The 20,185-nt window shown below is 46.3% G+C and carries 18 protein-coding genes; 17 read left to right on the top strand and 1 reads right to left on the bottom strand.

All coding sequences use genetic code 11. The features are described 5' to 3' along the window. The first annotated feature begins 159 nt into the window (after positions 1 to 159). The 9 genes from glmS to citC all read left to right on the top strand — a co-directional run bounded on the left by glmS (position 160) and on the right by citC (position 10,012). Positions 160 to 576, top strand: a complete 417-nt coding sequence (gene glmS, locus D1151_RS11625) for a methylaspartate mutase subunit S (RefSeq protein ID WP_160200542.1) — start codon at positions 160 to 162, stop codon at positions 574 to 576. Positions 577 to 591: 15 nt separating this feature from the next. Beyond that, positions 592 to 1,986, top strand: a complete 1,395-nt coding sequence (glmL, locus tag D1151_RS11620; RefSeq protein ID WP_161909000.1) for a methylaspartate mutase accessory protein GlmL — start codon at positions 592 to 594, stop codon at positions 1,984 to 1,986. Next, on the top strand, positions 1,970 to 3,424 hold the full coding sequence (locus tag D1151_RS11615; protein ID WP_160200540.1) for a methylaspartate mutase subunit E: 1,455 nt from the start codon (positions 1,970 to 1,972) through the stop codon (positions 3,422 to 3,424). Before glmL ends, D1151_RS11615 begins: the two co-directional genes overlap by 17 nt. A 290-nt stretch (positions 3,425 to 3,714) precedes the next feature. Then, on the top strand, positions 3,715 to 4,962 hold the full coding sequence (locus D1151_RS11610) for a methylaspartate ammonia-lyase (protein WP_160200539.1): 1,248 nt from the start codon (positions 3,715 to 3,717) through the stop codon (positions 4,960 to 4,962). Beyond that, entirely contained in the window at positions 4,916 to 5,926 is a 1,011-nt protein-coding gene (locus D1151_RS11605; RefSeq protein WP_161908999.1) for a triphosphoribosyl-dephospho-CoA synthase, read from the top strand. Before D1151_RS11610 ends, D1151_RS11605 begins: the two co-directional genes overlap by 47 nt. Then, a complete protein-coding gene (gene citD / locus D1151_RS16685) occupies positions 5,923 to 6,195 on the top strand; it encodes a citrate lyase acyl carrier protein (RefSeq protein WP_201759497.1) in 273 nt (90 codons plus the stop codon). The genes D1151_RS11605 and citD overlap by 4 nt, the downstream gene beginning before the upstream one ends. Next, the gene (locus D1151_RS11600; RefSeq protein WP_202620424.1) at positions 6,196 to 7,068 is read left to right on the top strand and encodes a CoA ester lyase; all 873 of its coding nucleotides are present in this window, start codon (positions 6,196 to 6,198) and stop codon (positions 7,066 to 7,068) included. Then, the gene (gene citF / locus D1151_RS11595; protein ID WP_161908998.1) at positions 7,065 to 8,477 is read left to right on the top strand and encodes a citrate lyase subunit alpha; all 1,413 of its coding nucleotides are present in this window, start codon (positions 7,065 to 7,067) and stop codon (positions 8,475 to 8,477) included. The genes D1151_RS11600 and citF overlap by 4 nt, the downstream gene beginning before the upstream one ends. Positions 8,478 to 9,013: 536 nt before the next feature. Continuing rightward, positions 9,014 to 10,012, top strand: coding sequence for a [citrate (pro-3S)-lyase] ligase (gene citC / locus D1151_RS11590; protein ID WP_161908997.1), 999 nt, complete (start codon positions 9,014 to 9,016; stop codon positions 10,010 to 10,012). Positions 10,013 to 10,063: 51 nt separating this feature from the next. Here citC and D1151_RS11585 read toward each other — a convergent pair whose 3' ends face one another. Continuing rightward, positions 10,064 to 11,083 (bottom strand): aldo/keto reductase, encoded by a 1,020-nt coding sequence (locus tag D1151_RS11585; RefSeq protein ID WP_161908996.1) that lies wholly within the window; start codon positions 11,081 to 11,083, stop codon positions 10,064 to 10,066. A 532-nt stretch (positions 11,084 to 11,615) separates the two neighbouring features. Here D1151_RS11585 and D1151_RS11580 point away from each other — a divergent pair. The 8 genes from D1151_RS11580 (at position 11,616) to D1151_RS11550 (ending at position 20,086) form a co-directional block, all read left to right on the top strand. Next, entirely contained in the window at positions 11,616 to 12,287 is a 672-nt protein-coding gene (locus tag D1151_RS11580; protein WP_161908995.1) for a response regulator transcription factor, read from the top strand. 2 nt (positions 12,288 to 12,289) lie between these two features. Continuing rightward, positions 12,290 to 12,556: a hypothetical protein gene (locus D1151_RS17065; protein ID WP_306770896.1), complete on the top strand. Its 267-nt coding sequence runs from the start codon at positions 12,290 to 12,292 to the stop codon at positions 12,554 to 12,556. A gap of 59 nt (positions 12,557 to 12,615) precedes the next feature. Further along, on the top strand, positions 12,616 to 13,275 hold the full coding sequence (locus D1151_RS11575; RefSeq protein WP_306770895.1) for a HAMP domain-containing sensor histidine kinase: 660 nt from the start codon (positions 12,616 to 12,618) through the stop codon (positions 13,273 to 13,275). Positions 13,276 to 13,355: 80 nt separating this feature from the next. After that, positions 13,356 to 14,123, top strand: coding sequence for an ABC transporter ATP-binding protein (locus tag D1151_RS11570; protein ID WP_160200532.1), 768 nt, complete (start codon positions 13,356 to 13,358; stop codon positions 14,121 to 14,123). After that, entirely contained in the window at positions 14,116 to 16,095 is a 1,980-nt protein-coding gene (locus D1151_RS11565; RefSeq protein ID WP_161908994.1) for an ABC transporter permease, read from the top strand. The genes D1151_RS11570 and D1151_RS11565 overlap by 8 nt, the downstream gene beginning before the upstream one ends. 50 nt (positions 16,096 to 16,145) lie before the next feature. After that, entirely contained in the window at positions 16,146 to 16,919 is a 774-nt protein-coding gene (locus D1151_RS11560; RefSeq protein WP_161908993.1) for an acyl-[acyl-carrier-protein] thioesterase, read from the top strand. A 309-nt stretch (positions 16,920 to 17,228) separates the two neighbouring features. Further along, the gene (locus tag D1151_RS11555; RefSeq protein WP_160200529.1) at positions 17,229 to 17,537 is read left to right on the top strand and encodes a metal-sensing transcriptional repressor; all 309 of its coding nucleotides are present in this window, start codon (positions 17,229 to 17,231) and stop codon (positions 17,535 to 17,537) included. A gap of 5 nt (positions 17,538 to 17,542) precedes the next feature. After that, entirely contained in the window at positions 17,543 to 20,086 is a 2,544-nt protein-coding gene (locus D1151_RS11550; protein ID WP_161908992.1) for a heavy metal translocating P-type ATPase, read from the top strand. Positions 20,087 to 20,185: the final 99 nt, after the last annotated feature.

Below are 20,185 nucleotides of genomic sequence, written 5' to 3'. Positions count from 1 at the left end.
CAGACCCGAATAGGGTCTGTTTTTTCGTGCAAATTTTTCACAAAATGCATATTGAATAAGAAGTGCCAAAAAAAAACAATCTGGTTGTAGACAAATGAGATATAACAATGTACTATAAAGATGTAATACATTTATCGATTTTGAATTTCGAGGTGAATCATGGAAGAAAACAAAAAGAAGTTAGTCATCGGCGTCATTGGCGCAGATGTTCATGCAGTAGGGATCCAGATATTGAATCACGCCTTTGAAGAAGCGGGGTTTGATGTGACTAATTTGGGCGTCATGGTATCCCAGGAAGAATACATTGCTGCAGCAGTAGAAACTGATGCAGATGCTATCATGGTATCTTCCCTTTACGGTCACGGTGAGCTTGATTGCCGCGGTCTTAGAGAAAAGTGCAGCGAAGCAGGTCTTTCTGATATTCTGCTCTATGTAGGCGGCAATATCGTAGTCGGCAAGCAGCCTTTTGACGAAGTGGAAGCAAGATTTAAGAAAATGGGCTTTAACCGGGTATTTGGACCGGGAACAGCACCGGAAGACACCATTTCGTGTCTGAAGGAGGACTTGGGGCTGTAATGGGTCGGTGAAGTCATGAAGAACATACTATTAATAGATTTCGGCAGCACCTATACTAAGGTAACTGCCGTGGACCTTGCAGAAGAGCGGCTTTGCGCAACAGCGGCAAGCTACACCACTGTAAAAACCGATATTAATGAAGGACTGGCAAATGCGCTGGCACTTTTAGAGGAAAAAATCGGTCCGGTGGATTTTGATGCAAGGTATGCTTGCTCCAGTGCCGCTGGCGGTCTGAAAATGATCAGCTGCGGATTGGTGCCGGAATTGACTGCCGAGGCAGCAAAGATGGCGTCTCTTGGGGCAGGGGCGAAGGTCATGAAGGTTTATTCCTATCAGCTGACCGAAGAGGACGCAGAAGAAATCGAAAATCTGAAACCTGACATCTTCCTTTTAACGGGAGGTACTGACGGCGGCAATAAGGACACCATTATAGAAAATGCACAGATGCTGGCAGGAATTTCCGCAGAATTTCCAATCGTCGTTGCGGGCAATCGCAATGCAGCAGGTGCTTGCAGAAAGATTTTAGAGGAAGCCGGAAAGCAGGTAATCGTAACAGAAAACGTGATGCCGCGGTTTGGGGAACTGAACATCGAGCCGGCACAAAACTGTATTCGAGAAATTTTCCTTGACAGAATCATCAAGGCAAAAGGACTTTCTAAAGCCAGTCAGCTGATTTCGGGCATTATGATGCCGACACCGGCGGCGGTGCTTTCCGCTATGGAGCTATTGGCAAAGGGCACAGATAAGGAGCCAGGACTGGGAGATTTGGTTGCCGTAGATGTAGGCGGCGCTACCACAGACGTTTACTCCATGAGTCTGGGCGAGCCAAGCGGTGTCAATACGGTCATCAAAGGATTGCCTGAGCCTTATGCAAAGCGAACCGTGGAAGGGGATATCGGTATGCGCTACAGTGCAGCAGGCATTGTAGAAGCTGCCGGAATAGGCGCAGTTTCCCGGCTTTCGGGGTTGTCTACAGAGAGGGCGCAGCAGCTGCTTACTCTGATTACAGATAAAACAGATACACTGCCTGAAAATGAAGAACTTGCGGCGCTGGATTTTGCGCTGGCGTCTTTGGCAGTCAAGGTGGGTATGACCCGCCATGCAGGACGCGTGGAAAAAGTTTATACGCCGGTTGGTGAAACATGGCTGCAGGAGGGTAAAGACCTGACAGCTGTAGAAAAAGCGGTTATCACGGGCGGATCTCTCATTCACGCAAAGAATATAGAGAAAATCGCAAGAGGGGTGCTTTACGATGTGGCAGAAGCCGCATCCTTAAAACCGAGGCAGGCGGAAATCCTGCTGGACAAAGCATATATTTTATCGGCCATGGGCCTTCTCGCCAAACATGCGCCGGATACAGCACTAAGAATCATGAAAAAGGAGTTGATATCCTATGGAATTGAAAAATAAGAAACTGACAAACGATGAATTCTATGGAATTCAGAAAGAAATTTTGACCCAGTGGCCGACCGGCGCAGATGTAAATTTTGAGAAGGCAGTAGAATTTCATCAGAGCCTGCCGGAAAACAAAAACTTTGGAAAGAAGCTGGTAAAGGCAAAGAAAGAGGGCAAGACTTTAGTGCAGCCGAGAGCTGGTGTTGCTCTAGTGCAGGAGCATATCGACCTCTTGACTTATCTGCAGGACAAGGGTGGCGCAGACCTGCTGCCGACTACAGTAGACAGCTATACGAGACAGAATCGCTACAAAGAAGCGGAAGTGGGCATTCAGGAATCGGTTAGAGAGAGCAAGTCCATGCTCAACGGTCTTCCCATCGTAAACCACGGTGTAGATGCATGCCGCTCCATTATCAATGAACTGAACACACCGGTACAGGTGCGTCACGGTACACCTGACGCAAGACTTCTGACGGAAATCTCCTACGCTGGCGGTTTCACAAGCTATGAAGGCGGCGGTATTTCCTATAATATTCCTTATGCAAAAAATGTCAGCCTGGAAAAAACCATCAGGGACTGGCAGTACTGCGACAGACTGACCGGTATTTATGAAGAAGCTGGCGTCAGCATTAACAGAGAGCCATACGGACCACTTACCGGTACTCTGGTTCCGCCTTGCATTTCCCATTCTGTAGCCATCATCGAGAGTTTGCTGGCTGCTGAACAGGGGGTAAAGAACATAACAGTCGGCTACGGTCAGTGCGGCAATCTGGTGCAGGACGTTGCAGCCATCCGTTCCCTTGGCAGTCTGACTGAAGAATACCTTAAGAGATACGGTTATAATGATGTAGAAGTAACGACTGTTTTACATCAGTGGATGGGCGGTTTCCCGCAGGACGAAGCTCAGGCGTTTTCCGTTATTTCCTGGGGCAGCGCCATCGCAGCGCTGTCAAAGGCAACAAAAGTTATCGTAAAGACACCGCACGAAGCAATCGGCGTTCCGACCAAGGAAGCAAACGCACAGGGACTGCGCTGCACTAAACAGATGATCAACATGCTCTGCGACCAGCAGCTTTCCAACACCAGCCATGTTGTAAATGAAATGATGATTATTTCCGCAGAAACCCGCTGTATTGTAGATAAGTGCTTTGAACTGGGCGAAGGCGATTTGGCAGTGGGCACTGTTAGAGCATTCCAGGCAGGTGTTTTAGATATTCCGTTTGCACCGAGCAAACTAAACGCAGGAAAAATGCTGCCGGCAAGGGACAATGACGGCGCAATTCGTATCTTAAATGCTGCCAATGTGCCGCTTTCCAAAGAGTTGATCGATTTCAACAGAGAAAAAATTGAAGAACGTGCACAGGCAGAAAAGAGAGATGCTTCCTTCCAGATGGTAATCGACGATGTTTACTCCATCAGTAAAGGAAAACTGGTCGGCAGACCTTGGAAATAATCGAGAGCCGTTGGTGGGCGCTGGTGATGCTAGGCGAAAAAACGGGCGAACGTTGACAAAACTGACAAAAAATCGGTTTTTTGTCTAATCTGTCAGCAGTTTTGGGAAAAATGCTGACAAAACTGACATTTTCTTTGGATTTTGTCTGGTTTGTCAGTGTTCAGACAGAAAAATTCATGTTTTTGCGGTAAAAATCGCAAAAAGACTGACAAAAATGCAGTTTTTTTGGAAATATGTCAGCGCAGAAAATTGTGTAAATGGTAGTTTGAAATATAGACGAGGGAATTGAAATGAAAATTAAAAAAATAATTTGTTCTGGCGGAAGAACCGGATTCTTCTTTGACGACCAGAGAGCGATTAAAAAAGGTGCAAAATCTGATGGTTCTGCATATATCGGAGAGCCGGTAACTGACGGCTTTAAGGCAGTAAGACAGGCTGGTGAATCCATTTCTGTTATGGTGGTTTTGGAAGATGGTCAGGTTGCCTACGGTGACTGTGCAGCTGTACAGTACAGCGGAGCAGGCGGAAGAGATCCGCTGTTCCTTGCAGAAGACTTTATTCCTGTTATCATGGAACATGTAGCGCCAGTGCTGGAAGGGAAAGAACTGGATTCTTTCCGCACTTTGGCAGCGGAAGTAGAAGCCGTAGAAGTGGATGGCAAGCGTCTGCACACTGCCATTCGCTACGGTGTGACCCAGGCGGTGCTGGACGCAGTGGCAAAGGCAAAGAAGCTGCTGATGTGTGAAGTTATCGCAGACGAATACGGTCTCACGCCGGAATATCGCCAGATTCCAATCTTCACTCAGTCCGGCGATAACCGTTACGATAACTCCGATAAGATGATTATGAAGGGTGCTGACGTTCTACCTCACGCTCTGATTAACAACGTAGATACAAAACTGGGAAAAGACGGCAGCATTTTACTGGAATATGTAAAATGGCTGAGAGACAGAATTATCGCTCTCCGTCATGATGAGGACTATCTGCCGGTGCTGCATATCGACGTGTACGGTACCATCGGTATGGCATTCGGTGTCAACAATTACGAAGTGATGGCAGACTATATCGCTACTTTAGTAGAGGCAGCAAAACCATTCAAACTGCGTATCGAAGGTCCGATGGACGCTGAAGAAAGAGAAGCCCAGATGAAAGCGCTGGCAGCGCTGACTGCAGAGGTTGATCGCCGCGGAATCGACGTAGAACTGGTGGCAGACGAATGGTGCAACACTTTAGAAGACATCAAATATTTCGCTGATAACAAGGCAGGTCACATGGTACAGATTAAGACCCCAGACCTTGGCGGAATCAACAATATCGTAGAAGCAGTTATCTACTGCAAAGAAAAAGGAATCGGCGCGTACCAGGGCGGCACCTGCAACGAAACAGACCGCTCTGCGCAGGTTTGCGTCAACCTGGCTATGGCAACCCAGCCTGATCAGATTCTGGCAAAACCAGGCATGGGCGTAGACGAAGGATACATGATTGTGTACAATGAAATGCAGAGAATCCTTGCACAACTGTCAGCAAAAAATGCGTAATGTGATAGAAGACGGACTGATCACAGAACTAATTAGCGGCGTAGACCTGTGGGAAGCAAAGGGGCAGTCGGCGCTATCGCTGCTTACAGCAGAACAAATTGGAGAACTGGCGGTGAACGCCCTGCGAATTGAGGCAGCGGTGACACCAAAGCCGGGACTTGTAGACAGAGAAAACAGCGGAGCCCATGACGACATGGACTATCCGCTGTTTCTGGCAAGCAGCGCGGCGCTGCTTCCTTGCTTTACAGCCTGTGCCAAAGCCGGCATTGACGGATACAAAAAAAGTCCGGCGCAGTTGGTTCCTGTATTACGCCGTATCGGCAGATGTGGAGAAACCGCCATGTATGCGGCGACAAAAGGGGTCAATACCCACAAAGGAGCTATTTTCTCTATGGGGATTTTGTGCTGTGCGCTTGGCATGCTTTTAGCTAAAGTAACAAAGGGAACGCACACTGCAGTTCAGGTGCCAAAGGCGCAGGCAGGCCTAAAAGAAGCTGAATTACAGGCGCTTTGCGCTCAGCTTTCAGCCGCCCTGCTGCGGCAGGATACTGCCGCAGCAACCCACGGGCTGCACGCCCGTGGTCACGCCGCCTGCGGCGGCGTGCGGGCGGAGGCTAGCGCCGGATTTGCCACTGCATTTCAGGTAGGATTGCCTACTCTCAGAAGCGCCCTCTACGAGGGCCTGGTGCAGGAAACAGCACTGGTAAAAACCTTGCTGGCGTTGATACAAAGAACAGAAGACAGCAATGCCGCCTACAGAGGCGGCGCTGAAGGTCTCGCTTTTATGCAGAAGGAAGCAGGTGAGATTTTGCAAAGAGCAGATTGGAAGAGTGAAAAAAGTTTAGACATGGTGAGAGAGTTTGACCGCGCATGTGTCCAGCGAAATTTAAGTCCTGGCGGCAGTGCGGATTTGCTGGCGTTTTGCACCATGTTATATATGATTTTTGATGAGGTATCGCTATGATTAAAACAAATGCGTGCGCTGGGACCCTTGAATCCAGCGATATTTATGTAGAAATTGCACCCTTGCCTTCTGGCAGCGGCGTTGTGCTTTCAGTAACATCTGTGGTTTACGAGCAGTTTGGCGCTGAAATCGAGGCAGTCATCAGACAGACCCTGGAGGAACTGGGAGAAACCGACGTAAAGGTCACCGCCAGTGACAGAGGTGCGGTGGACTGCACGATTCGTGCAAGAGTTGAAACGGCAATATGCCGCGGGAAAGGAGAGCAGTAAATGAGAAGAAGTATGCTATTTTTTCCGGGAAACAGTGCAAATATGCTGCTCAATGCAGATTTTCTCGGCTCTGACAGCGTGATTTTGGACCTTGAGGACGCAGTTGCCCAGACCGAAAAGGATTCTGCAAGAATTTTGGTGAGAAACGCAATCCGTTCTCTTGATTTTACAAAAGAAGTCATCGTTAGAATCAATCCAATCGACAGTCCTTACTGGGAAAAGGATCTTGATGCCATCGTACCCGTCAAACCGGACATGATTATGCCGACCAAGGTCAGCAGCGCAGATGATGTAAAGACCATCTCTGACGCAATCGCCAAGGTGGAAAAGACCAGCGGTATGGAAGTTGGCACAATTAAGCTGATTCCGTTGATTGAAACAGCTTTGGGTGTGGAAAAATCTTTTGAAATTGCAACGGCAGATTCCAGAGTTGCGGCGATTTTCCTTGGAGGAGAAGACTTGACTGCAGATTTACAGTGCAAGCGTACCAAGGAAGGAACAGAAATTTTATATGCTCGCTCTCGTATGGTTATGGCGGCACGGGCTGCCGGAATCGACGTTTACGATACACCTTGGACCGATGTGGAAGATTACGAAGGTCTCATTGCCGACGCGAAATTTGCAAAGAGCCTTGGATTTTCTGGAAAGTCCTCTATTTCACCGCGCCACGTGCGCTTTATCAATGAGATTTTTAGTCCGACAGAGGAAGAAATCCGCTATGCCCGTGATGTCTTTGAGGCAATCGAAAAGGGTAAAGCCGAGGGTAAAGGCGTGGTATCTCTGCGGGGCAAGATGATTGATGCACCGATTGTAGCTAGGGCAAGACAGGTCCTTGCGGCGGCAGAGGCAATGAAGGGAGGTCCTGTAAAATGAAAACAAAATTAGTAAAAGATTTGAAAGAGGCGATTAAACTTTCGGGACTTTCTGACGGCATGACGATTTCCTTTCATCATCACCTGCGCAATGGCGACATGGTAGCAGTGATGGTGCTGGATGTCATCAGTGAGCTTGGCATCCGGGATTTGAATGTCAACATCAGCTCGATTTTTGATACCCATGCGCCTTTTATCGAATACATTAGAGACGGTGTAATTACCGGCATTGAAACAGACTATATGGGCGGCGTTGTGGGCAGGGCTGTCAGCGAAGGGATTTTGGATAAGCCGGTGATTTTCAGAACCCACGGAGGCAGACCTTCTGACATTATCAGCGGTGTGTCGCCTATCGACGTGGCATTTATCGCGGCGCCGACCGCAGACCCTATGGGCAACTGCACAGGTAAGTACGGAAAATCCGCCTGCGGTTCCTTGGGATATGCTTTTGCGGATGCGATGTATGCGAAAACTTCTGTGGTAATTACAGATAATCTGGTAGACTATCCTTTGACGGATTTTTCCATTGCGGAGGATTACATCGATTATGTGGTTTGTGTCGACAAGATTGGAGAGCCATCAGGCATCGTCTCTGGCACAACCAAAATCACAAAAGACCCGGTAGGGCTTGTCATTGCCGATTACGCAGCAAGAGCCATTGAAGCATCCGGTCTTCTGGTCGATGGTTTTTCCTTCCAGACCGGTGCAGGCGGTGCCTCCCTTGCAGCTGCAAAATACCTGCAGGACATCATGCTTGCCCGCAGTATCAAAGGCAGCTACGGTCTTGGAGGAATCACCAGTTACATGGTGGATATGATGAAAAGCGGTTGCTTCAAAGCTCTGCTGGATGTGCAGTGCTTTGACCTTGGTGCGGTGGAATCCATCAGAACCAATCCAAATCATAGGGAGGTGAGCGCATCTCACTATGCAAGTCCTTCTGCTGCTAGCAGCGCTGTTGACAGCTTGGATGTGGTGATTTTAGGCGCAACTGAAATCGACACTAATTTTAATGTCAACGTTCATACCGATTCCAATGGCTATATCATGGGCGGCAGCGGCGGCCACAGTGACACAGCTGCCGGCGCAAAGATGTCCATGATTGTTGCGCCTCTTTCCCGTGCCCGTCTGCCAATCGTAGTGGACGAGGTTCTCTGCAAATCCACACCGGGCTCCACAGTCGATGTGCTGGTAACCCAGCGTGGCATCGCAGTAAATCCGCTGCGTCCGGAGCTTTCTAAGAGGTTTGCGGAAAGTGGACTTCCAGTAGTAGATATCAGAGAATTGCGGGATGCAGCTGAAAAGCGGAGCGGAAAAGCAAAGAAACCGACACTTGGTGACAAGGAAGTAGCGAAGATTTTATATCGAGATGGAACGCTGCTGGATACCATTTATAACGTGCCGGTGAAATAGAAAGTGCACTATTGTTTGCAGAGGCGGGCTTTTGCATAGATATTGGATATAATCTGATTTGCACAACTTCCGCAGTGCGGATTAGTCCGCAGTTGTGCAAACCCTCCTGATTTAGACGAATCTGCACAATCCGGTCGCATGCGATTCCCAAAAGTTGTGCATTAGAAGTGGTAATAGGGTTTGCTTGCACAACTTTTTCACAGTCACTTACTTGGCGGTTGTGCAAATCCTTCTATAGAAGAACTGTCTGTACAACTTTTACAGCGAAAGACTGTTTTGGGTTTTGCTAAGTTGTCTGTAAACAGTCTAATCTGCACAACTCTGCACAGCTTTCTCAGCGCAGATTAGTCCGCAGTTGTGCAAACCCTCCTGCTTTAGATGAATCTGCACAACCTGGTCGCATGCGATCCCCAAAGGTTGTGCAAATGCCCTACTCAAAAGTGGGATTGCATAACTTTCCTATTGCGAAAGCTGCCGACCGGCAATGAGCCAACAGTTTTCTGCAAAATTCACAAAAACGGAACGGAATGAGAACCATGTTTTATATTGAAACCATCAACATAGAACAGGCGGAAAGCCTGCTTTCCCTTTGCGGACTTACACTGCCCCAAGCGGTGGACTATACTGCCGGGATATTTTTCCATGACAGGCTGGTCGCCTGCGGCAGTCTCAAAGGTGATATGATTCAGGGTATCGCTGTCCATCCTGAATTTCAAGGCGAAGATTTAACTGCGAAGGTGATGACCCATCTGGCGCAGAAAGCCGCAGAGCAGGGCAACCGCAGTCTGTATCTTTTCACCAAACCAGAAAAAGCAATGCAGTTTACTGGGCTTGGATTTCGCCTTGCAGCAACGGCAAGACCTTATGCGGCGCTGCTGGAATGGGGCGAGGCAGGGATTGCTCAGTATGTAGAAAAATTGAAAACTTACAGACAAGGGGTATCCGCCGCCTTCGAAGACGCATTTTTGGTCGGTGCGTTGGTGATGAACTGCAATCCGTTTACGAAGGGACATCGTTACCTGGTGGAGAAAGCTGCCTCAGCCTGCAGCCATGTATTTCTTTTAGTAGTGGAAGAAGATGTTTCGCAGTTTTCCTTTGCGGATCGTTTTGCCATGGTAAAGGCAGGAGTGGCAGATTTAAGGAATGTGACCGTAATACCCGGCGGGCGCTATGCAGTATCTAGCCTGACTTTTCCCAGCTATTTTACGAAAGAAGAAAATCTGGCTTACGCACATGCTGCCATAGATGCAGAGCTGTTCGCAGAATATATCGCTCCGGCGCTGGGCGTATCGGTGCGTTTTCTGGGGACAGAGCCTTTTTCTCCGGTGACAGAAATCTATAATGAAACTCTGAAAAAAAGACTGCCTAAAGCAGGAATCAGCGTGGAAGAAATTCCTCGCCTGACTGCGGGTGGAGAGGCCATCAGTGCCAGCAGAGTCAGAGCGCTTTTGAAGAATGAAGGCGTAGAAACAGATAAACTTGCAAAACTGCTGCCGGAAACGACCTTAAAATATCTGCAAAGAGAACTAAAATGAAGAAAATGACCACAGCTAGCATAATTTGATAGCATGCGGTCATTTTTATAATTATTTCTTCAATTGCTCACGATAATCCTTTAGATTCTTTTCAAGTAATGCCGGTGTATCTAGTCCGTAAGGGCAGCGTTCTTTACACTGACCGCAGTGAAGACACTCTGCAATCTGTTCCATATCCTTCTGATGATCCTGATCCATGTAGATACCTGTCGGCGCGCGGCGAATCATCAGCGACATGCGGGCGCAGTCGTTGATTTTAATGCCTGCAGGGCAAGGCATGCAGTAGCCGCAGCCACGGCAGAAATCACCTGCAAGTTCTGCTTTCTCCTGCGCAATAAAATTCTTCATAGCAGCATCCATCTGCGGTGGATTTTTCTCACAGTCCAGAAATTGCTGTAGTTCCTCCTGTCTTTGTACACCCCAGATTGGCAGCACATTTTCGTACTGCGCACAGAAAGTATAAGAGGCATCTGCACGAGTAATCAGCCCGCCGCCCATAGCTTTCATAGCGATAAATCCCATATCTGCTTCTTTACATTTTTCTACCAGCTGAATTTCTTCTTCACTGGCAAGGTAACTGAACGGAAACTGCAGCGTTTCGTAAAGTCCGGATTCGATGGCTTCATGCGCCACAGCCAGCCTATGATTGGTAATACCGATGTGGCGAATTTTCCCTTGGGATTTGGCATCCAACATTGCCTCGTAAAGCCCTGTGCCGTCGCCTGGTTTTGGACAGAAAGCGGGATTGTGGAACTGATACAAATCCAGATAATCGGTCTGCAGATTAGTGAGGGTGGTTTCAAGCTGTGACCAAAATTCTTCTGTAGTGCTGCACATGGTTTTGCTGGCAATATAGACTTTTTCCCGCAGCCCTCTTTCACTCAAAGATTTGCCCAGCTTGGATTCACTGTCTGTATAAAATCTGGCAGTATCAAAGAAAGTGATACCTGCCTCGTAAGCCTTCATAATCAAAGCATCAGCTTCTTCATAAGAAATTCTCTGAATCGGAAGTGCGCCAAAGCCGTTTTTATTTGTAATAATTTCTGTTTTTCCAAGTCTGACTTGTGTCATCAAATATCACCTCTATCTTTTTCTTAAAGCATTCTATGGAAGTATTATACCATCAATTGGCGGTTTTGTTTATACTTTCTTTCTGATGACCGGCGTCATTTCGACCGCCATTTCAGCGCGGTGTCTTAACCTAAAATCGACTTTTTTTAAAAAAGTGTATAAGAGAAGGGTCGATTCTTAACCGAGAAATGGAAAACACCAAAAAAATGTATAAGCGTATGGAATGTGGCTCGTCGATGGCTGTACTTCATAAGAATTGATACTTGGTTTTCTGCTGAAATATTGCATTTTGCGTAAGGTTTGGATAAATTTATGTGATATTTTGCGGGAAATGTAAGGTGTACTAACTTCAGAGACAAATCTCTTATACATTTTTTACAGAAAATCGAGATTTGGGTTAAAGATATACCCTGTGCCCGTCTTTTAAGAGAAGCGTAGCAGGGCGTCCGCACACTGCTCCCCCGTGCGTTTCCTTTTCTTGCAAAGAAAAAAGAAGAATGGTAAAATAGAATCAAAAAAGGGGGAAGAGAACATGCACAAAATACTCATTGTAGAAGACGACGTGGTGATTGCAAAATCTATCGCCCATCATATAGAAACATGGAATTGCAGCGCCCACTGTGTGGAAAATTTTAAGGATGTGATGGGAGAATTCGAAAGCTTTGAACCGGATTTGGTTCTGCTTGATATCGGGCTGCCCTTTTTTAACGGCTATTATTGGTGCACCCAGATTAGGGCGGTTTCCAAGGTTCCAATCATCTTTATTTCCTCGGCATCAGATAATATGAATATCGTCATGGCTATGAATATGGGTGGAGATGATTTTATTGCAAAACCTTTCGACCTTGCGGTGCTGACTGCAAAGGTGCAGGCGCTGCTTCGCAGAACCTATGATTTCGGTGTGCAAAGCCCTGTTTTGACTCACATGGGCGCGGTACTGAATATGGGGGATGCAAGCTTAACCTATGAGGGAGAAAAGATCGACTTGACCAAAAACGAGTTTCGCATTTTGCAGATTCTGCTGGAGCGAAAAGGAAATGTCGTCAGCAGAGATGATATGATGGAGCGGCTTTGGGAGACCGACAGCTTTGTAGATGAGAACACACTTACCGTCAATGTGGCAAGACTTCGCAGAAAGCTGGAAGCCAGCGGACTGAATGATTTTATTAAGACGAAGAAAGGTATGGGATATCTGGTAGAATAATTATGATTGGAAAATATATTAGAAGCAAATGTAAGACGGCGCTGCTGTTTTTGGTGTATCTGGGGATATTTTGTCTGGTGGCATTTCTCTTTGGGATGCCGTATGACGCCCTCATCTATGCGATTGTGCTTTGCCTGTTTTTTGCCTTAGTGTTCATGATTTACAGCTATGCAAGATTTCGGCAGAGGCAGGAAGTTTTGCAGGATATCAGGGCGAGAATCCAGTTTGGACCGGAGCAGCTGCCAATGCCATTGAAGAAGAATATCTGAAAATTATCAAATCCCTGTATGCAACGACTTCGGCGGCGGTGTCGGAAAGAGACAAGGCTATGAGCGATATGATTGAGTACTATACGCTGTGGGCGCACCAGATTAAAACGCCGATTGCTGCTATGGATTTACTGCTGCAGAGTGAAATGCCTGGAGTGTGCAGAGATCAGCTTGTTATGGAACTGTTTAAGGTGGAACAGTACGTGGAGATGGTGCTGCAGTATTTGCGGCTGGGTGCGGATAGCACGGACTTTCGCATTGAACGGCAGGAGATTGACAAGATTATCCGTGAAGTAGTAAAAAAATATTCTACAATCTTTATTAAGAAAAAGATATCTCTGGATTATCAGGGAGTCGATGCAAAGACGATTTCCGATGAAAAGTGGCTTTCCTTTGTGCTGGAGCAGGTGCTTTCCAATGCGCTGAAATATACACCGTCCGGAAAAATTTCTATTTATATGGACAAGGTGCTGCCTTGTACGCTTGTGATTGAGGATACGGGAATCGGTATCCAGGAGGAAGATCTGCCGCGGATATTTGATAAAGGATATACTGGCTATACTGGACGCAAGGATAAGAAGTCAACGGGTATAGGGCTTTATCTTTGCAGGATGATTATGAATAAGCTGGGACACACTATGACCATCGAATCGCAGGTGGGCAAGGGCACGAAGGTGAAGCTGGGGCTTGGGACTTACGAAAATGTAAGATTTGAATAAAGGATTGTAAGGGAATGTATAGGACTTATGTTCCCTTTTTTGCTATCATAGAGCCATGTTCATAGAAAGGGGTTCAAAAAATGACCATTTTAGAAGTTAAAAATTTGAAGAAAATCTATACGACCCGCTTTGGAGGAAATCAGGTGCAGGCACTTTCCAATGTGTCTTTTTCTGTTGAAGAGGGTGAATATGTGGCAATTATGGGGGAATCAGGTTCCGGTAAAACCACGTTGCTCAACATTTTAGCGGCGCTGGATAAGCCGACCAGCGGCGAGGTGCTCCTTGCCGGCAGAAATATCGTAACGATTTCTGAGCGGGAAATTTCCGCATTTCGCCGTGATAATCTTGGATTTGTGTTTCAGGATTTCAATCTGCTGGATACCTTTTCACTGCAGGACAATATTTTCCTGCCTCTGGTGCTGGCGAAGAAAAATTATAAAGAAATGGCAAAGAAGCTTGCTCCTATTGCGGAACATCTGGCAATTAAAGATATCCTGAAGAAATATCCTTATGAAGTATCTGGCGGACAGAAGCAGAGAGCGGCGGTTGCAAGAGCGTTGATTACAAGTCCGCAGCTGATTTTGGCAGATGAACCGACAGGGGCGCTGGACTCTGCTGCATCCGACAGTCTGCTCAAACTTTTTGGTGAGATCAATGAAGCGGGACAGACGATTCTGATGGTGACCCACAGTACCAAAGCGGCAAGTCACGCCAGCAGAGTGCTCTTTATTAAAGACGGTGAAGTGTTCCATCAGATTTACAGAGCAAATATGACCGAAGATGAGATGTTCGCAAAGATTTCGGACACACTGACGGTTTTGCAGTCAGGTGGTGGTAAACGTGGCTAAAAGTTTTTCATGGAAGCTTGCGCTGACCAATATTAAAAATAATCGAAAGTTTTATCTGCCGTATTTTTTGGCTTCAGCAGGAATTACGGGGATGTTTTATATCATTTGTTTTCTTGCCATGAATGAGGGAATATCGACTATGTCTGCCAGTCTCAGCATGATTATGGGACTGGGCGTAGGAGTTATGGCAATATTTTCCTTTATCTTCCTGTTCTATACCAACAGCTTTCTTATGAAACGGAGAAAAAAGGAAATCGGTCTTTACAATATTCTCGGTATGGAAAAGCGACACATCGGCAGAATTCTGGTGATAGAAGGGATGCTGATTTCGATGTCATCCTTTATCTGCGGCATGTTCAGTGGAATTCTGTTCAGCAAGCTGGTACACTTGTTTCTAAACTGGGTCTTTGGCGCAGAACCACCTTTTGGAATTGAGATTTCTAAAGATGCCATCATCTACAGTGCGATTCTCTTTGGTGCGCTTTTTGTGCTGACGACACTGGCAAACCAGATGAGTATTCGCCTTGCAAAGCCGATTGAACTTCTTCACGGAGGAAATGTAGGGGAGAAAGAACCGAAGGCAAAAGGCGCATTGGCTCTGGTAGGATTTTTATGTCTGGGGGCAGGATATTACATTGCAATTACTACAGAAAATCCGCTGAAGGCGTTAATGCTTTTCTTTGTGGCGGTGGTGCTTGTTGTAATCGGCACCTATTGCCTTTTCACTGCGGGAAGTATCGTCATTTTAAAGGCACTGCGTAAGAATAAAAAGTTTTACTATAAGTCGGGTAATTTTACGGCAGTTTCTGGATTGATTTACAGAATGAAGCAAAATGCAGTGGGACTTGCAAACATCTGCATTTTGTCTACTATGGTGCTTGTCATGGTATCTGGCACGGTCAGCCTGTTTTTCGGTATGAATGATACCGTTGACAAGATGGCTCCGGGAGATATTAATATTCAGGAGTGCACGGCAAAAATAAACGATGATATGGGAAAACTTGAAAATGCCGCAAAAAATCGTGCTGACAGCATGGGTGTAAAAATCGAAAATATTAGGGCGTATCAGTTCCTTACCTTTGTTGCAATAAGAAGCGAAGAAAACTACATTTTTGAAAGGGGAACAGAGGAGAATATAAAAGACATGGTAAGCTTTGCAGCTATGACAGAGGATTCATATACTAGGTTGACAGGCAAAAAACTGGGACTTACCGGAAACGAAGTTGCTATGTATACAACTCTGTCTGATGTTTCTGAGGATTTCAAAGTGGGAAACATACAGTTTCATCTGAAAGAGAAAGTAGACGGTTTTCTGGAGCTGGCAGAGATAGAAAATGGTATGACCGATGTCAGCTATTTAATTCTGGCAGATGACGAAGCACTGCAGAATCTTCTTACAGTGGTAAATGGTGGATACGAAAACAGCTGTTACCTCTATACCCACCTGAACATTTATACTGACTGCGATGAACAGCTGAATGCCAACTATGCACAGGCGCTTAGAGAAGATGACAGTGAGCTTGGTTTGCACTACGAAATGCTTAGGGTTGCCACGCAAGAAGAAGAAACAGGTGATTATGTAGAGATGATTGGCGGCTTTCTGTTTCTGGGCATCTTCCTGGGGATTGTATTCACCTTTGCGGCAGCGCTCATTATCTACTATAAACAGATTTCCGAGGGCTACTATGATAAAGAGAAATTTGAGATTATGCAGAAGGTAGGCATGAGCAAGAAGGAAGTAAAAGCGACCATTCGTAAACAGGTGCTGATGGTGTTCTTCGTGCCTCTTGTCATGGCAGGCATTCATATTGCTGTGGCATTTAAGATGATTACCAAGCTGCTTTTAGTATTCGCTATGACCAATGTAGGGCTCTTTGCAGTCTGCACTCTGGTGACTTTCTTGATTTTTGCAGGGATTTACGCTCTGGTGTACATGGTGACGGCGAGAGAATATTACAAGATTGTGGGATAAAAAATTTTGTGTTATAATACCTTTCAGACTGAAAAGAAAGAAGGGTGGAAATGAGATACACGGACAATTATGTAATCACCAGTCATGATGTGGATATCAATAATCATCTGCGGCCGTCTCTGGTGCAGCGGTATATGATTGAGACTGCAGACCATCAAATGCGCGACCGCAAACCGACTTATTATGAGCTGTTTGTGGATGGCAAGGCTTTTATCCTGACGCGAATTTCCATTGAAATTTACAGACAGACGGAAAAGTACGATGAGATTACGGTACAGACTTGGCGCTGCCCGGAAAAGGGTGCAACCTTTATCAGATGTTTTGTCATGGTCTGCAAAGGTGAAATCGTGGCAAAGGGCTATAGCGTCTGGGCAGTTGTCAATCATGAGACTGGAAAGCTTTGCAAAGCCTCTGAGGTGGATCTTAGCAATTATGAGATGGAAGAACCTCACGAGATGGGGCTGAAAGACAGGTTTCGCCTGCCGAAGGATTTGAAATTTGAAAAAGTCGGTACGAAGCAGGTGGCTTACAGCGATGTGGATATCAATCTGCACATGAACAACACTTACTATCCTGACATGCTTTGGGGACTTATTCCTGATATTCAGGAAAAAGAGGTTACATCGGTGAACCTTCGTTACCAGAAGGAAGCACCCCTTGGAGGTGAAATTACCATTTATATGGCAAAGCTGCCTGCACCGGTGCCAGAAGACAGCCGTGCGGAGGAAACCTACTGCTTCTATACAGAGGTAGAGGCGGGAACCAATGTGGAAGCTATGATTGGTGTTCGGAAAGTAAACCGATGCATTGCTGCCGGTGGGTGACTCTAAGGTGTACATAGAATCGCCATTTTCTTTAAAAATATGCATAATTTTCTCGGAGAATGTGCATATTTTCGGACTATACAAGAAATATATGCATTTTTGGGAATGAAATATCGCAGATTCAGTAGATGAATCAGCGTGAAACAGCTCAAAAGTGCATATTTTTTTGCTTTTTTCTAATTCTATGCACACCTGCGTGCATAGTTAGAGGATTTTTACGAAATATATGCACAGGCGAGAAAAAATACTTGATTTAATATACCATACAGGGGTATACTATATGTATCACGAGAAAACAGGAGGCGCATTATGAGCGAAAAATCATGCTCTGCTTGCTCTGAGCGTGTCAAACACAGAGAAGAAGCAGAATTAAAGGATTTAATCAATAGATTAGCACGGATAGAGGGACAGATTCGTGGAATCAGAAAGATGGTAGAGGAAGACAGATACTGTATTGACATTGTCAATCAGGTAGCTTCCGTCAGCGCTGCAATCAATTCTTTTAATAAAGTTTTGCTTTCTGCACATATTAAATCGTGTGTAGTGGAAGATGTGAAGCAGGGCGGCAGCAAGATGGTCGACGAGCTTTGCGATACCCTGCATAAACTGATGAGGTAATAGTTATGAAAGAAAAATTTAGAGTGACGGGAATGACCTGCTCGGCATGCTCATCCAGAGTAGAAAAGACTGTGACGAAGCTTGCGGGCAGTCAGGAGGTCAGCGTTAATCTTTTGACAGGCACTATGCAGGTCGAATACGATGAAAAACAGCTGGATACGGAAGGAATTATTACAGCAGTTGAAAAAGCTGGCTATGGCGCATTTGTTGACGATGGAGGGAAAAGTGCTGAGGGCGGCGCAGGAAACGGCGCAGCCCGCGGGGGCAGTAATGGCAGTGCATCTAAGGCTGCGCTTGATGAAACCAAACAGATGAAGCAAAGATTAATTTGGTCGGTGGCGCTTCTGATACCCATGATGTGTTTTTCCATGGGGCCAATGCTGACAGGTCATCATATGGATATGGAGCATCCTTTGACCAATATACTGGCACAGGTGCTGTTTCTCATACCGATCGTGTTTTTGAACCGGAAATACTTTCTCAAGGGATTTCCAAGTCTTTTCAGAGGAAACCCCAACATGGACAGTCTCATTGCTATGGGGGCTTCGGCAGCGATTCTTTACGGAACCTTTGCAATCTTTCGTATTGTTCACGGCTTTGAGACGGCAGATATGGCGCTGGTACATCACTATGCAGGGGATATTTATTTTGAATCTGCAGCCATGATTCTGACCTTGATTACAGTAGGGAAATATATGGAAACCCGTTCCAAAGGAAAGACCAGTCAAGCTATCGAAAAGCTGATGAATCTGGCACCGAAAACAGCTACAGTAGAGAGGGACGGAAAAGAAATCAGTATTGAAACCAGTGCACTGATGCAAGGAGATATTCTGGTCGTAAGACCGGGCGAAAGCATCGCTGCAGACGGTGAAATTATCAGTGGAACAACCAGTGTTGATGAGTCTGCTATTACAGGCGAGAGCATTCCGGTAGAAAAGCAGCCTGGTGACAGAGCAGTTTCTGCGACAATCAACAAAACCGGTTTTATCAAAGTGCGCTGTGACAAAGTGGGGGAAGATACCACCATCAGCCAGATTATTCGTTTAGTTGAAGAGGCCAGTGCCAGCAAAGCGCCTATCGCCAGAATGGCGGATAAAATCGCAGGAGTTTTTGTACCGACAGTTATTGCTATCGCTATCATTGCTGCAGTTATATGGATGATTGCAGGGTATGGCTTTGAGTTTGCGCTATCTATCGGCATTTCTATTCTGGTGATTTCCTGCCCGTGCGCACTGGGGCTTGCAACGCCGGTAGCAATTATGGTTGGAACCGGAAAAGGCGCCGAAAACGGTATTCTCATCAAATCCGGCCAGGCACTGGAAACGGCGCACAGTATTGACACTGTTGTTATGGATAAAACAGGCACCATTACAGAGGGAAAACCAAAGGTAACGGATATTGCTGCCTTTGGTATGAGCGAGGAAGAACTTACAAAAATTGCAGCGACTTTAGAGGCAGGAAGCGAACATCCACTGGCGGAAGCTGTGATGGAGTATGCAAAAGAAAGACAGGTGCAGCAGGAAGCAGCCGAAGGCTTTGAGGCGGTATTTGGAAGAGGCGTAAAGGCTGTCATCGACGGAAAGAAATACTTTGCGGGAAATGCTGCACTGATGAAAGAGTCTGGAATTTCAACAGAGGGTATTGAAGATAAACTGGGCGTTCTTTCCGACCAGGGAAAAACGCCGCTGATTTTTGCTGAAGAAAAGAGTATAATCGGCATCATTGCTGTCGCCGATGTGGAAAAGGAAAGCAGTAAAGCGGCGATAGATGCTTTTGCAGAGATGAAGATTGATGTGGTCATGCTGACGGGAGATAATAAACGGACGGCGGAAGCCTTACGAAAAAGGCTGCAGATTCCAAAGGTTATTGCAGAGGTTTTGCCTAGCGACAAAGAAAAGCATATTGCAGGACTGCAGGCTGAAGGTCATAAGGTTGCCATGATTGGTGACGGTATCAACGATGCACCAGCGCTTGCCAAAGCAGATATCGGTATCGCTATCGGTGCGGGAACCGACGTTGCTATTGAAAGTGCGGACGCTGTGCTGATGAGAAATGATCTTTTGGATGCAGTGACTGCCGTAAAGCTTTCCAAAGCGGTCATTCGAAACATCAAAGAAAATCTGTTCTGGGCATTTTTCTATAACGTTATCGGTATTCCTGTTGCGGCGGGAATTTGGTATCCGATGTTCGGTCTGAAACTGTCGCCGATGATTGGGGCGGCTGCCATGAGCCTGTCCAGTGTATGTGTAGTGCTCAATGCACTGCGTCTTAGAAATTTTAAAGTAAAACGATTATCCGCACCGGCTGCTTCTTGCACAGGTGCTGAGGAAATAAGGAGGAAAGAAAAAATGAAATATGAACTGATGATTAAAGGCATGATGTGTCAGCATTGCCAGAAACACATGGCTGATGCTCTTAACGCAATGGAAGGTGTTACGGCTGAGGTTAATCTGGAATCCGGTATTGCCAGCGTAGAAAGCGAAAAGGAAATTTCCATGGATGCTTTTGAAGCAGTGGTAAAGGATGCGGGCTACGAGCTGGTAAGATAGCATCGCGCCGCTTGCGGAAAAATGAAAGAAAGCAGCCTTTTGGTGACGGGAAGAACCGCCTGTCAGAACGGCTGCTTTTTTCTTGTGCGCCCTGCGGGC

The sequence above is a fragment of the Emergencia sp. 1XD21-10 genome (assembly GCF_009936045.1).
In the GTDB taxonomy this organism is placed as follows: Bacteria; Bacillota; Clostridia; order Peptostreptococcales; family Anaerovoracaceae; genus Senimuribacter; species Senimuribacter intestinalis.
This window is presented reverse-complemented; position numbering and strand designations above follow the sequence as displayed.